Origin of the sequence: Ruminococcus sp. AF20-12LB (assembly GCF_003478985.1) — a bacterium.
In the GTDB taxonomy this organism is placed as follows: Bacteria; Bacillota; Clostridia; order Lachnospirales; family Lachnospiraceae; genus Blautia_A.
This window is the reverse complement of record NZ_QUGH01000009.1, coordinates 56,701-71,121: the sequence shown is the minus strand read 5'-3', so window position 1 is coordinate 71,121 and position 14,421 is coordinate 56,701. Positions and strand designations below refer to the sequence as shown.

Below are 14,421 nucleotides of genomic sequence, written 5' to 3'. Positions count from 1 at the left end.
TTTTGCTGCCCCATCTTTTAGAAAGGACGGACAACATGAAAAAAATACGAAGCTATACCAGTATCTGGTCGGTGGAAAAGGTACTATATTCCATCAATGATTTTAAGCTGCCATTCCCCATCACGTTCACACAGATGGCGTGGTTCGTGGTATCGGTGTTTGCAGTTATGCTCTTGGGGAACCTCCCTCCCCTTTCGTTCATTGACGGGGCATTTTTGAAATATTTCGGCGTACCCTTTGCCCTCACTTGGTTCATGTGCCAGAAGACCTTTGACGGGAAGAAGCCTTACGGCTTCCTGAAATCCGTACTGGCATATCTGGTACGCCCGAAACTGACCTATGCAGGAAAGCCCGTGAAGCTGGAAAAGGAATCTCCGGCACAGCCCATCACGGCAGTAAGGAGTGATATTTATGGCATATCCGATTAAGTATATCGAAAATAACCTTGTGTTCAACCATGATGGGGAGTGCTTTGCTTACTATGAGCTGCTTCCCTACAACTATTCCTTTTTAAGCCCTGAACAGAAATATCAGGTACACGATTCGTTCCGGCAGCTTATCGCCCAGAACAGGGACGGGAAGATTCACGCCCTGCAAATCAGCACGGAATCCAGCATACGGGCGGCACAGGAACGCTCCAAACAGGAAGTGACAGGCAAGCTAAAGGACGTTGCCTGTGCAAAGATTGACGCACAGACCGAAGCCCTGATTTCCATGATAGGGGAAAATCAGGTGGACTACCGCTTTTTTATCGGCTTCAAGCTGCTTGTCAATGAGCAGGAAGTCACCATGAAGCAGTTTCGCAGGGAAGCAAAGACCGCCGTTTCCGATTTTCTCCATGAAGTCAACCACAAGCTCATGGGGGATTTTGTTTCCATGAGCAATGAGGAAATCTGGCGGTTTCAGAAGATGGAAAAACTGTTGGAAAGTAAAATCTCACGCCGCTTTAAAGTCCGGCGGCTTGATAAGGACGATTTTGGTTATCTGATTGAGCATTTATACGGGCAGACCGGAACCGCCTACGAAGATTATGAGTATTACCTGCCAAAGAAGCGGTTTCAGGAAGAAACGCTGGTGAAATACTATGACCTCATCAAACCCACCCGTTGTCTGATAGAGGAAAACCAGCGGTATCTGAAAATCGAACAGGAAGACGGGACGGTTTATGCCGCCTACTTCACCATCAACAGCATTGTGGGGGAACTGGACTTCCCATCCTCGGAAATCTTTTACTATCAGCAGCAGCAATTCACTTTTCCCATTGATACCTCTATGAATGTGGAGATTGTGACAAACCGGAAAGCCCTCTCCACGGTGCGGAACAAGAAAAAAGAGCTGAAAGATTTGGACAACCACGCATGGCAGAATGACAGTGAAACCAGTACAAACGTGGTGGACGCTTTAGACAGCGTAAATGAGCTGGAATCCACCTTAGACCAGAGCAAGGAATCCATGTATAAGCTGTCCTATGTGGTGCGTGTGACGGCTCCCGACTTGGAAGAACTGAAACGCCGCTGCAATGAGGTAAAAGATTTTTATGACGATTTGAACGTGAAGCTGGTTCGCCCCTTTGGGGATATGCTGGGGCTGCATGGGGAATTTCTCCCTGCCAGCAAACGGTATCTGAACGATTACATCCAGTATGTCACCAGCGACTTCCTTGCTGGTCTTGGCTTCGGGGCAACCCAGATGTTAGGGGAACCGGAGGGTATTTATATCGGGTACAGCCTTGATACGGGAAGAAACGTGTACTTAAAGCCTGCCCTTGCCAGTCAAGGGGTAAAAGGCTCTGTCACCAACGCCCTTGCTGCCGCTTTTGTCGGCTCCCTCGGCGGTGGAAAATCATTCAGTAACAACATGATTGTCTACTACTGTGTATTATTTGGGGCACAGGCACTCATTGTTGACCCGAAAGCAGAACGGGGACGCTGGAAAGAAACCCTGCCGGAAATCGCCCATGAAATCAATATCGTAAACCTGACCTCAGAGGAACAGAACAGGGGCTTACTCGACCCGTATGTGATTATGGAGAACCCAAAGGATTCCGAATCACTGGCAATCGACATCCTGACCTTTTTAACGGGCATTTCCAGCCGTGACGGGGAAAAGTTCCCTGTTCTTCGGAAAGCCATCCGTGCGGTGACAAACAGTGAGGAACGGGGGCTTTTCAAGGTGATTGAAGAACTACGGGCGGAGGGAACCACCATCAGCACCAGCATAGCAGACCATATTGAATCCTTTACGGACTATGACTTTGCACACCTGCTCTTTTCGGATGGGGATGTCACACAGTCCATCAGCCTTGAAAAGCAGCTCAATATCATTCAGGTGGCGGATTTGGTGCTGCCGGATAAGGAAACCTCGTTTGAAGAATACACCACAATGGAACTGCTTTCCGTGGCAATGCTCATTGTAATCAGCACCTTTGCCCTCGACTTCATCCATACCGACCGCAGTGTGTTTAAGATTGTGGATTTGGATGAAGCATGGAGCTTCTTACAGGTGGCACAGGGCAAGACCCTCTCTATGAAGCTGGTTCGTGCCGGACGTGCCATGAACGCAGGCGTTTACTTTGTCACCCAGAACACGGACGATTTACTGGATGAAAAGCTGAAAAACAATCTGGGCTTAAAGTTTGCGTTCCGTTCCACGGACATCAACGAAATCAAGAAGACCCTCGCCTTTTTCGGTGTGGATTCCGAAGATGAAAACAACCAGAAGCGGCTCCGTGACTTGGAAAACGGGCAGTGCCTTATCAGTGATTTGTACGGGCGTGTGGGAGTGATACAGTTCCATCCTATCTTTGAAGACCTGTTCCATGCCTTTGATACCAGACCGCCCGTAAGAAAAGAGGTGGAATGATGGTGATACATAGAACTTCCAACGGGCAGCAACTCCCTGTTCCCTATTCAGAAAAAAAGGGCTTGTCTTGGAAAATAGCAGGAAAAGTGATTGGTAGGGTGCTTCTGGCACTCCTGCTCATCCTCCTGCTGCTGGCAGTCTTCGGCACAGCCGCCCACGCTGCCGGACTGGTGGATGATACGGTGGACGCTGCCAACGAATACAGCAAATATCCTCTGGACAACTACCAGCTTGATTTTTATGTGGACAGCGGATGGGACTGGCTCCCGTGGAACTGGCTGGACGGTATCGGAAAACAGGTGATGTACGGGCTGTATGCCATCACAAATTTTATCTGGACAATCAGCCTGTACCTTTCCAACGCCACGGGGTATCTGATTCAGGAAGCCTACTCGCTGGACTTCATTTCCTCTACGGCGGATTCCATTGGGAAAAATATGCAGACCCTTGCAGGCGTTACCACAGGCGGCTTGTCCTCGGAGGGATTTTATGTCGGGTTCCTGCTGATTCTCATTCTGGTAGTGGGGATTTACGTTGCCTACACAGGGCTTATCAAACGGGAAACCACAAAAGCCATCCATGCCGTTGTGAATTTCGTGGTGGTGTTCGTGCTGTCCGCTTCCTTTATCGCCTATGCCCCTGATTATATCGGGAAAATCAATGAATTTTCCGCAGACATCAGCAATGCCAGCCTGACCCTTGGCACAAAGATTGTGCTGCCGAACTCGGAAAGTCAAGGAAAAGACAGCGTGTATTTGATACGGGACAGCCTGTTTTCCATTCAGGTCAAGCAGCCGTGGCTCCTGCTGCAATACGGCAACTCGGATGTGGAAAGCCTTGGGACTGACCGTGTGGAACGCCTGCTCTCAACCAGTCCAGACGAAAACAACGGGCAGGACAGGGAAGAAATCGTAGTGGAGGAAATCGAAGACAGGGAAAATACGAACCTTACCATCACAAAGACCATCAACCGCTTGGGAACCGTCTTCTTCCTGTTCATGTTCAATATCGGTATCTCCGTTTTTGTATTCCTGCTCACGGGGATAATGATTTTTTCACAGGTGCTTTTTATCATCTATGCCATGTTCCTGCCTGTGAGCTTCCTCCTTAGCATGGTTCCCTCTTTTGAGGGGATGTCAAAACGTGCCATTACGAAACTGTTCAATACCATCCTTACCAGAGCCGGAATCACCCTGATTATCACGGTAGCGTTCAGTATTTCCACCATGCTCTACAACCTGTCTGGGGAATATCCGTTCTTTCTGACGGCGTTCTTGCAGATAGTGACCTTTGCCGGAATTTATTTCAAGCTGGGGGATTTGATGGGGATGTTCTCCTTGCAGAGCGGCGATTCCCAAAGCATGGGAAGCCGTATCATGCGAAGACCCCGTATGCTCATGCACGCCCATATGCACCGTTTACAGCATAAGTTAGGACGTTCTGTGGCGGCTCTTGGGGCTGGTACGGCTGCCTACCATGCAGGAAAACAGGCTGGCTCAGACCAGAGAACTGCTTCCAGCTCCGGTTCTTCCAAACGGACACAGGCAGACCACAGCAGACCAGACGGGCAGGCAGCACCGGAAAAGGAATCCGCATGGAAACGGGCTGGCTCTGCGGTAGGTGCGGTGGCAGATACCAAAGATAAGATAAGCGATACTGCTGGACAGCTTCGGGAGCAGGCAAAGGATTTGCCCGTCAATGCAAAGTACGCCCTTTACCACGGGAAAACACAGGTATCAGAGGGAGTACGGGATTTTACTTCCAGCGTGACCCAGACCCGAACTGCCAGAGCCGAACAGCGAAACGCACAGGCAGAAAGCCGCAGACAGACCATTGCAGAACGCAGGGCGGAACTGGAACAGGCAAAACAACAGCAAAAGACAGCTTCCGAAGTACTCAAAGGAGCGGCTCCTGTCCATGAACGCCCTGTTACTGCAAAGCAGCCGGAAGATTTCCAAAACCATGCAGATACCATTCATGCAGGAAAACCAGCCATGCAGCCTGCTTCCCCATCCATCAGGGAACGGGGACAGGTTCCTTATGGGGGAACTGTGGCAGAACGGGCTTCGGTTCCGGTGGTAAAAGCGGCTTCCATCCACCATGAACAAACACCGCCTGTAAGGACAGAACGCCAGATAGTCCCTCCGGCTTCCCCAGACAAACCAGAGGAAAGACAAAAGACAACTACTACACCTGCTGCTCCCCGTCCGGCAAGACCTGTCCATAACGATACGGCTCCTGTGATACCGGAAAGAAAACGGGCTGCCCCTGCGGTAAAAGAATCGAACTTTACCATCCGGCGTACCACCGCCAGAAAGGAGTGGACAAAAACGGAAAAAGCAGCTGCCAAACAGAAGAAAGGGGAGAAGCCATGAAGTTAAGACACCTTTTCTTTGCCTGTTCCGGCGTGTTCGTGATGATGTTCTCCCTGCTCCTTTTGGTGGTGATTGTCTTCTCGGATGAGGAAGACGGCGGAAGCGGCGGAAACCTTATCTATGGGGGTGTGAGCGTATCACAGGAAGTCCTCGCCCATAAGCCTATGCTGGAAAAGTATGCAAAGGAATATGGCATAGAGGAATACTTAAATGTACTGCTCGCCATCATTCAGGTGGAATCCGGCGGCACGCTGGAAGACGTTATGCAGTCCTCGGAATCTCTGGGGCTTCCCCCGAACTCCCTGAGTACAGAGGAATCCATTAAACAAGGCTGCAAGTATTTCTCGGAACTGCTCGCAGCGGCAGAAACAAAGGGCTGTGACTTAAACAGCGTGATTCAATCCTATAATTACGGCGGCGGTTTCCTAGACTATGTGGCAGGACACGGAAAAAAATACACCTTTGAACTGGCAGAGAGCTTCGCAAGGGACAAATCCGGCGGAAAGAAAGTCACCTACACCAACCCTGTTGCGGTAGAGAAAAACGGGGGCTGGCGATATTCCTATGGAAATATGTTCTATGTCCTCTTGGTATCGCAATACCTGACCGTGGCACAGTTTAATGATGAAACGGTACAGGCTATCATGGACGAAGCCTTAAAGTATGAGGGCTGGACGTATGTGTACGGGGGCGATTCCCCCTCCACTTCCTTTGACTGTTCGGGACTGGTGCAGTGGTGTTATGGAAAGGCAGGAATCGCCCTGCCACGGACAGCTCAGGAACAGTACAATGTAACGCAGCACATCCCCCTGTCCGAAGCAAAAGCAGGGGATTTGGTCTTTTTCCACTCCACCTACAACGCCGGAACCTACATCACCCATGTGGGGCTGTATGTGGGAAATAACCGGATGTACCATGCCGGAAATCCCATTGGCTACGCAGACCTGACAGGCTCCTACTGGCAACAGCACCTTGCCGGAGCCGGACGAATCAAACAATAAGAAAGGATGAACCGATATGATTCAGATTAGAAAAGAGGATAACCAGAAAAAGCAGAAAGAAAAGAAACTGAAAGTTTACAAAGTCAATACCCACAAAAAAACCGTAATTGCCCTGTGGGTGCTGCTGGCAGTGAGCTTCCTGTTTGCCGTCTATAAGAATTTCACGGCGATAGACATTCATACTGTCCATGAAACCAAAGTAATTGAGGAAACCATCCTCGACACCCACAAGATAGAAAACTTTGTGGAGAATTTCGCAGAAGTCTACTATTCATGGGAACAGTCCGCCGCTTCCATTGATAACCGGACAAACGCTTTAAAAGGGTATCTTACCGGAGAACTGCAAGCCCTGAATGTAGATACTGTCCGAAAGGACATCCCCGTATCGTCTGCCCTGACCGATTTTCAGATATGGGAAATCACAGAAGAAAAGGAACAGCATTATGAAGTGACTTATACGGTGGAACAGCGTATTACAGAGGGGGAATCCGGTAAAACCGTCCGTTCCGCCTATCAGGTGACGGTCTATGTGGACGGCTCTGGAAACCTGACGATTATCCAGAATCCTACCATCACCAGCGTTCCCGTAAAATCCGGCTATACGCCAAAAACGGTACAAAGTGACGGTACGGTGGATTCCATCACCACAGAAGAAATCAACGAATTTCTCACCACCTTTTTCAAGCTGTACCCTACGGCAACCGCAAAGGAGCTGACCTATTATGTGAATGAGGGCGTGCTGAAACCTGTGGGGAAAGAATATATCTTCTCGGAACTGGTGAATCCGGTCTACAACCGAAACGGAAATCAGGTGACGGCTTCCCTTGCGGTGAAATATCTGGATAACCAGACCATGACAACACAGGTATCGCAGTTTGACCTTGTGCTGGAAAAGAACGGGGAAAACTGGAAGATTGTGAAATAGAGCTATATAAATACAGAAGACACATTGTATTTCTTGAAAGATTACAATGTGTCTTCTCATTAAAATTCTGTTCTGGACATTCACCTGTCCTCTGTTTCGACTTTGGCTATCTCTTTTGCTGTGGCGGTGACTACCCGTATTCCTTTCTCGCTCATACTATCAAGCAATGTATCAAGTTGTCTGCGTTGTGTATCTTTTTCCGCTGATTTATCTGGGAAAAAGAATTGGTCTACGGATATATCATAACGTGTTACAAGCTCATAAAAGATTTGCAAACTCGGCTGTTGCCCTTTATTTTCAATGTTAGCAAGATAACGTGGTGAGATATACATTTCATCACTTACTTTCTTGCGGCTCTCTTTTCGTTCGGTTCTCGCTGCTTTGATAGCTTGTCCGAAAGCCTTAAAGTCATATTTAGCTGTTGGTCTTTTTGCCATATTTATTCACCCATATACATTCTACTGTTCCTCTTTCATACTGAATACGTCTACACAGTTCCTATTTATAGCCATAATAATTCATAGACTTGCACTTGCTATTATTCGTATGTCCGACTATAATTATACTGATATGATTTGTAGAAAGGACTTGGGTGTTATGGAATATATGTCTTGCCACGAAGCAGCGAAGAAATGGGGGATTTCTGAACGACGTGTACAGATTCTTTGTAAGGAAGATAGAATACCGAGAGTTTCAAAAATCGGTTATATGTGGTTGATACCAAAGGATGCAGAAAAACCTGTTGACGCAAGGAGAAAGGAGTTTAAGCATGAGTAACTTATTACTTTTAGAAGATGATATTAGCTTAATAGACGGGTTGTATTACTCTCTAAAGAAAAATGGTTTCTACGTTGATATTGCCCGTACTGTTGAAGAAGCAGAAAAGCAATTAGCGCAAATCGAAAAATACGATTTGCTTATTCTTGATGTGACACTGCCGGACGGAACAGGCTTTGAGGTTTGCAAAAATGTGCGGAAACATAACAAACAAATACCGATTATCTTTTTGACTGCTTCTGATGAAGAAGTCAATATTATTCGTGGCTTGGATTGTGGCGGGGACGATTATGTTACAAAGCCCTTTAAGTTGGGGGAACTATGTTCCCGTATTCGTGCCTTGTTACGACGTGCAGGAGTAACACCTCAGGACAAGGCAAGTGTATTGAAATGTGGGGACATTTCGATTGACTTTTTAAGTTGCCGCGTAATTTTGAACAATAAAATACTAGAACTGACAAACGCAGAATACCGTCTGCTTTGTCTGTTAGTACGAAATGCAAATCGCATTGTTTCTAGAGATATTATTCTAAATGATTTATGGGACGGTACAGGAAATTTTGTTGACGATAACACCTTATCGGTTTATATCCGGCGGCTTCGCGAAAAAGTGGAAACTGACGCTTCCCACCCGCAGCGCTTAATAACCATTCGCGGCTTTGGTTATCAGTGGAAAGAGGTGTAAGTATGAATATTTTTCGTGACAAGCAAATAAAACACTTTTCTCTTTTTATTGCTATATACAGTATTTTACTTGTGGGAGTTTCTACATGGTTTTCTATAAATCAATTAAATACAGCAAAGTCTATGTATCTGGAACATGATAGAGCTATTGTATCTGCCTTGTTGGAACAGGCGGTTTCAAAAGAAGTAATTGCCAATGCTATTTCTTCCACAGATATAAGTACCGCGGGAATGGAATTTTTAGATAATCTGGGAATTACCACAAATACGTTTGGTAGCTTGTTGCCACATTTTTCCCAGTTTCAATATCACTTTTTGCGTATAGCATTAGGAGGGGGAATTTGTCTAGTGATAATTCTTGTCATTGGGGTTATTTCTTTCCTACAAATTAGAAATAATCTATATCGACAGTCTGGAAAAATTATAGATAACTATATTAACAATGACTATTCTTGTCATTTACCGCAAGACAGTGAGGGGGAACTTTTTCGTTTATTTGCTTCTGTTGAACAGCTTGCAACTATGCTTAAAGCCAAAAGTGAAACAGAACATAAAACAAAAGAATTTTTGAAAAGCACAATTTCAGATATTTCACATCAACTGAAAACTCCATTAGCAGCTTTGATGATGTATCAAGAAATTATAGAAGCGGAACCAGATAATATTGAAACAGTAAAAAAATTTTCGCAAAAAACCGGAACCGCCTTAAAACGAATAGAACAGCTTATTTTGTCTATGCTTAAAATCGCACGTTTAGATACTGGAAATATTCTTTTTGACAAGCGTACCTGTCTTATACAGGAATTAGTTAAAAACGCTATCAGTGAACTTACAATAAGAGCTGCACAAGAAAAAAAACAGATTATTGTAAATGGAACATCTAATCAAGTTATTATGTGTGATATGGATTGGACAAGTGAAGCGATTGGGAACCTTGTAAAGAACGCGTTAGACCATACAGAAATAGGTGGAATAATAAAGATTACTTGGGAAAGTACACCAACTATGATACGAATTTTAGTTTCTGATAATGGAAGTGGAATTGCCCCGGAAGATATACACCATATTTTCAAACGCTTTTATCGCAGTAAATATTCCCTCAACACTCCGGGAATTGGGTTAGGACTTCCTCTTGCAAAATCTATTATAGAGGGACAAGAGGGGCTTATTTCTGTTCAAAGTGTTTTACATGAAGGTACTACTTTTTCAGTTTCTTTCCTTACGAAATCGTAAGGTGAAATTCACCGGATTGTAAGCTGCTCCTGTTATCCTTTAAGAAAGGAGGTCTATGATTTATGGAAATTTTAAAAGTTGAAAAATTATGTAAAACTTACGGGAAAGGCGAAGCAAAAGTAAATGCTTTAAAAAATGTGTCTTTCTCTCTTGAAAAAGGGGAATTTGCCGCAGTTGTAGGTGAATCTGGTTCTGGAAAAAGTACTTTGCTTAACTGCATCGGTGCTTTAGATATGCCGACTTCAGGCTCTATTTTTATTGACGGGCAAAATCTGTTTTCTATGAAAGAAGAAAAACGGACAATTTACAGACGACGCAACATAGGATTTATTTTTCAGTCATTCCAACTTGTGTCTGAGCTGAATGTAGAACAAAATATTATTTTCCCTCTACTGTTAGATTATCAAAAGCCAGACCCTAAAAAAGTAAACGAAATCCTCGATTTACTTGGATTGGCAGAACGCCGCTATCATTTACCTAGCCAGTTATCCGGAGGACAGCAACAACGAGTAGCGATTGGGAGAGCTTTGATAACACAGCCAAAACTAATTTTAGCTGACGAACCAACGGGAAACCTCGACAGTAAAAATAGTCAAGACGTTATTGATATGCTTATCAGTGCGTCAAGACATTTTAAACAAACAATTTTGATGATAACGCACAATAATAATTTAACATCTTCGGTTGACAGGGTGTTTCGTGTGAGCGACGGTATTCTTACAGACTTAGGAGGGACAGCAAATGAAGCATTATCTTAAACTTGTCCCTATATTGACCAAAATCCACCGCAAGCAAAGTAGAATGACCCGTATTTGTATTACTCTTGCGGTTATTTTGGTTGCTGTCATGTTTGGTCTTGCCGATATGTATTTACAGGGTGTTACGCAACACGAAATAGAGAAAAGCGGAAACTGGCATTATGCGTTTCATACTATTGATTCGCAGACAGCTTCCTTTATTTCAGCTCGTCCAGAGGTAAAAATTTCCGGGTGGCATAATACAGTTTCTTCTGAAGCAGGATATTCTATTAAAGAACAGCCTATTACTATCAGCGCACAAGATAAAAGGGTTTTTGAAGATATATTTCTGAACGGGATTGCAGAGGGAGAATATCCAGACGCACCAAACGAGATTGCAATATCTTCTTCACTTAAAGATACTGCTTCTGTTTTGTTGAATGATACAGTTGAATTGTATAATCCGAACGGAAGTGTGGCAGATTATCAGATAGTTGGCTTTTTAGATGATACAAAAACTTCACGCTTGATTGCTGAGAATTTGCCGATTGTAGTAATGACACCAGAGGGTTTAGGAACGCTGGCTGTTTCTAGCGCTAATGAAAGTTATGTTGCCCAGTTTTCACATTTATGCAATATACCGGACGCAATCAATGATATAAAAGCAGCCAATCATCTGACTGATGAACAGATAACCGGAAATACTCCTCTTTTGAGCATACAAGGGCAAATAGAGGGGAAAACAGGTGTAAACCAGATTTATCAAGTAGCCTTTATTCTTTCACTTATTGTCATGCTGACTTGCATTTTGATGATTTCAAGCAGTCTAAACAGCAATGTCGCAGAGAGAACAGAATTTTTTGGTATGCTCCGGTGTCTGGGGGCAACCAAAAGACAAATAATGCGATTTGTACGCTTAGAGGGGCTGTATTGGTGTAAAACGGCTATTCCCATTGGAATTATATTCTCCATTGTGATTGTCTGGATTTTGTCTGCCGCCATGCGGGTAATAAGTCCAGAATGGTTTTCTTCAATGCCGATTTGGGGTATTAGTTGGATAAGTATAGTCGCAAGTATTTTGTTAGGATTGCTGACCGTTTTACTGGCTGCCTGTTCTCCGGCAAAAAGAGCCGCAAAAGTTTCTCCGCTTACCGCTGTATCAGGGAATGCTGGACAAATAGCTACGTTTCACAAAGCAGCTAACACAAAGACATTTAAAATTGAAACCGCATTGGGTATTCATCACGCAAAAGCAAAGAAAAGAAATTACATTTTAATGACAGGGGCATTTGCTATCTGTATTACATTGTTTCTCACGTTCAGTACACTTGTTGATTTTATGCAAAATGCTTTTGTGCCCCCGGTTTATACGCCGGAATTATCCATAGCAAGTGAAACTAATACTTGTTCGATTGAGAGCGAAATGTTAGCACAGATTAAGAAAAATAATGATGTCAAGCGGGCATACGGACGTATGTTTGCTTATGATGTTCCATCAGAAAATAATGGAAAAAGCTACAATGCAAATCTTATTTCCTATGAGGAAAATCAATTTCAATGGGCGGCGGATTCTTTGGTAGCAGGTTCCATAGAAACAGTTATGCAGCAAGAAAATCAAGTGCTATTCGTACAGACGGGAAATGTTGATGTACAAGTTGGCGACAAGATAACTTTATCTATCAATAATACGAAAAAAACTGTTACGGTTGCAGGAATTTTGTCTGATAGCCCCTTAGCCCGTGTAAAGGGTACGGAAACCTTTTTCTGTTCGGAAGCAACCTTTACCGCACTGACCGGAGAAACTGGCTATACTATTATCGACATTCAATTTGAGAACAACGCTTCCAGTGAAGATGTAAACGCAATTAAAAACATATTTACTAATGGCGGCGTGATATTTTCAGACAGCCTTTCTCAAGTGCAGCAGCAAAGAAATCTGTATTATACTTTTGCAGTTCTTGTTTACGGCTTCCTATCTATTATCGTTGCGATTACCATTTTCCATATTATGAATACAATCAATATGGGAGTTGCCGCAAAAATGAAAGAATACGGAAGTATGCGAGCGATTGGAATGAGCAATCGCCAACTTATAAAAATGATAATCGCAGAAGCAGGAACCTACGCAATAAGCGGAGTGATTTGGGGCTGTATCATTGGACTTCCTATGCACTGGGTTATCTATGTAAGTCTTATAACAAATATTTGGGGAACAGCATGGAGTATTCCGTTTATTCCCCTTATACTCATAATCGCCATTGTACTGTTGACTTCTCTTTTGGCAGTTAAAGGACCCGCAAAACGGTTACAACGAATGTCTGTCGTCGAAAATATTAGCGCACAATAATCTGACATTATCTATTGAGTGGGCAGTTCTAAAACTGCTCACTCTTTTTTATCTTACAAATCCGTAAGCTAAAATTCATCTTAAAGTAAGCTGATATTGATAAAATTAAGAAAAGAAAATATTTGCTTATTATCTGCCGGACGACGGCAAAAGAAAAAAGCCGTCGTAACGCAGACAGATTTTCACGCGCTTTTGAAGCGGTGGCTTTGATTTTTAGAGCCGCCGCTTCTTTTTGTCTATTACTGAACCAACGACGACACAGAATATAAATAGCGGCATTTAGGAGGATTGCCGCTATGGGGATTTCTTTGCTGCTATATAACGTACATAGGCTACATTCATTAAAAAAAGTATAGCTCCTCCACCGGGAAAGTTTGGCTTTGAATATGAACTGACAAGACACATTTATTCTACTGTTATTTCTTATGCACGCATTTTTTTAAATGGGTGTATTTTTTTTATTCAAAAACGCAACTGCACCCCCTGTCCTGTCGGGACTAAGAGCGAAAAGGGAGAAAGAAGCAGAAATTCCTATCAACTCGCTCCCTTTCAAGGCTGGAAAGGGGGTGAGCAATGATGAAGCCATCTGAATTTCAGACAACCATAGAGAACCAGTTTGATTATATCTGTAAAGTCGCTATGGAGGATGAACGCAAAGACTATCTCAAAGCGTTGTCCAGACAGTGTAAACGGGAAACCCTGTTCTGTGATATGGACGATTACACCGTCAACTTGTTTTCTTCCGAAGACACCTATCCCTCCCATTTCCATACTTTTGAAATGGACGGATTTACTGTCCGCATTGAAAACAGCCTATTAGCAGAAGCGTTGGAAAATCTGGATGGAAAGAAACGTGACGTTATCCTGAGATATTATTTTCTTGGATTTGACGATACGGAAATTTCAAAAATTCTGGAAGTTAATCGTTCTACTATCCAGAGAAGAAGACACGCCGGACTGGAATTTATCAAAAAATTTATGGAGGAAGAAGCATGACAGCAAAGCACCCTATGATTCCGTTTCCTGTGATTATAAGGGCTGCGGACGGCGATATTGAAGCAGTCAACCAGATTGTACGCCATTACAGTGGTTTTATTGCCAGCCGTTCCATGCGTCCCATGAAAGACGAATACGGGAACACCCACATGGTTGTAGATGAAACCCTACGCCGCCGGATGGAAACACGTCTGATTGCAAAGATTTTATCTTTTGAAATCAGGGAACCAAAGTAAAAATAACGCTCTCCTGTGGAAGCATGGACAAGCCCATGCTTCCCAGACAGAGCTTGCCAGTCTATTAAAGTGCATTTTAACAGGCTGACAAAGCCGGATTGTTCCTTGAAAAAGAAAGCGTCTAATCAACGCAGCATAAAGCAGCCGAATACGTTTCGATAGAAAGAGAGCCGTTGGGCTGGCACGCCGTAACCCACCAAAGGAGGGATGAAACCGGATAGCGATTCCTGCCAGCGTTCCATAAGCAG

12 protein-coding genes are annotated in these 14,421 nt (G+C 44.2%); 11 read left to right on the top strand and 1 reads right to left on the bottom strand.

The genetic code is table 11. The features are described from left to right. The first annotated feature begins 35 nt into the window (after positions 1 to 35). The 5 genes from DWX61_RS12070 to DWX61_RS12050 are packed head-to-tail and all read left to right on the top strand — an operon-like array spanning position 36 to position 7,163. Positions 36 to 428, top strand: a complete 393-nt coding sequence (locus tag DWX61_RS12070; protein ID WP_118209964.1) for a conjugal transfer protein — start codon at positions 36 to 38, stop codon at positions 426 to 428. Then, complete coding sequence (gene tcpF, locus DWX61_RS12065) at positions 412 to 2,862, top strand: conjugal transfer ATPase TcpF (RefSeq protein WP_118209963.1); 2,451 nt, start codon at positions 412 to 414, stop codon at positions 2,860 to 2,862. The genes DWX61_RS12070 and tcpF overlap by 17 nt, the downstream gene beginning before the upstream one ends. Next, positions 2,859 to 5,237 (top strand): CD3337/EF1877 family mobilome membrane protein, encoded by a 2,379-nt coding sequence (locus DWX61_RS12060; RefSeq protein ID WP_353652876.1) that lies wholly within the window; start codon positions 2,859 to 2,861, stop codon positions 5,235 to 5,237. Before tcpF ends, DWX61_RS12060 begins: the two co-directional genes overlap by 4 nt. After that, positions 5,234 to 6,238: a bifunctional lytic transglycosylase/C40 family peptidase gene (locus DWX61_RS12055; protein WP_118209961.1), complete on the top strand. Its 1,005-nt coding sequence runs from the start codon at positions 5,234 to 5,236 to the stop codon at positions 6,236 to 6,238. Before DWX61_RS12060 ends, DWX61_RS12055 begins: the two co-directional genes overlap by 4 nt. 16 nt (positions 6,239 to 6,254) lie before the next feature. Continuing rightward, positions 6,255 to 7,163 carry a conjugal transfer protein gene (locus tag DWX61_RS12050; protein ID WP_118209960.1) on the top strand — a complete coding sequence of 303 codons (909 nt, stop codon included), beginning with the start codon at positions 6,255 to 6,257 and terminating at the stop codon, positions 7,161 to 7,163. A gap of 80 nt (positions 7,164 to 7,243) precedes the next feature. On the opposite strand, the gene DWX61_RS12045 is transcribed toward DWX61_RS12050, so the two are convergent. Continuing rightward, positions 7,244 to 7,600: a helix-turn-helix transcriptional regulator gene (locus DWX61_RS12045; RefSeq protein WP_118209959.1), complete on the bottom strand. Its 357-nt coding sequence runs from the start codon at positions 7,598 to 7,600 to the stop codon at positions 7,244 to 7,246. 332 nt (positions 7,601 to 7,932) lie between these two features. Between DWX61_RS12045 and DWX61_RS12035 the strand changes: the two genes are divergently transcribed. The 6 genes from DWX61_RS12035 to DWX61_RS12010 all read left to right on the top strand — a co-directional run bounded on the left by DWX61_RS12035 (position 7,933) and on the right by DWX61_RS12010 (position 14,173). Further along, a complete protein-coding gene (locus DWX61_RS12035) occupies positions 7,933 to 8,625 on the top strand; it encodes a response regulator transcription factor (RefSeq protein WP_118209958.1) in 693 nt (230 codons plus the stop codon). Between the two features lie 2 nt (positions 8,626 to 8,627). After that, positions 8,628 to 9,857 (top strand): sensor histidine kinase, encoded by a 1,230-nt coding sequence (locus DWX61_RS12030; protein ID WP_118209957.1) that lies wholly within the window; start codon positions 8,628 to 8,630, stop codon positions 9,855 to 9,857. Between the two features lie 62 nt (positions 9,858 to 9,919). Beyond that, positions 9,920 to 10,615 (top strand): ABC transporter ATP-binding protein, encoded by a 696-nt coding sequence (locus DWX61_RS12025; RefSeq protein ID WP_118209956.1) that lies wholly within the window; start codon positions 9,920 to 9,922, stop codon positions 10,613 to 10,615. Further along, entirely contained in the window at positions 10,599 to 12,941 is a 2,343-nt protein-coding gene (locus DWX61_RS12020; RefSeq protein WP_118625510.1) for an ABC transporter permease, read from the top strand. Before DWX61_RS12025 ends, DWX61_RS12020 begins: the two co-directional genes overlap by 17 nt. Positions 12,942 to 13,514: 573 nt before the next feature. Further along, positions 13,515 to 13,937, top strand: coding sequence for an RNA polymerase sigma factor (locus tag DWX61_RS12015; protein ID WP_022615780.1), 423 nt, complete (start codon positions 13,515 to 13,517; stop codon positions 13,935 to 13,937). Continuing rightward, complete coding sequence (locus DWX61_RS12010; protein WP_118625508.1) at positions 13,934 to 14,173, top strand: helix-turn-helix domain-containing protein; 240 nt, start codon at positions 13,934 to 13,936, stop codon at positions 14,171 to 14,173. The genes DWX61_RS12015 and DWX61_RS12010 overlap by 4 nt, the downstream gene beginning before the upstream one ends. Positions 14,174 to 14,421 lie beyond the last annotated feature (248 nt).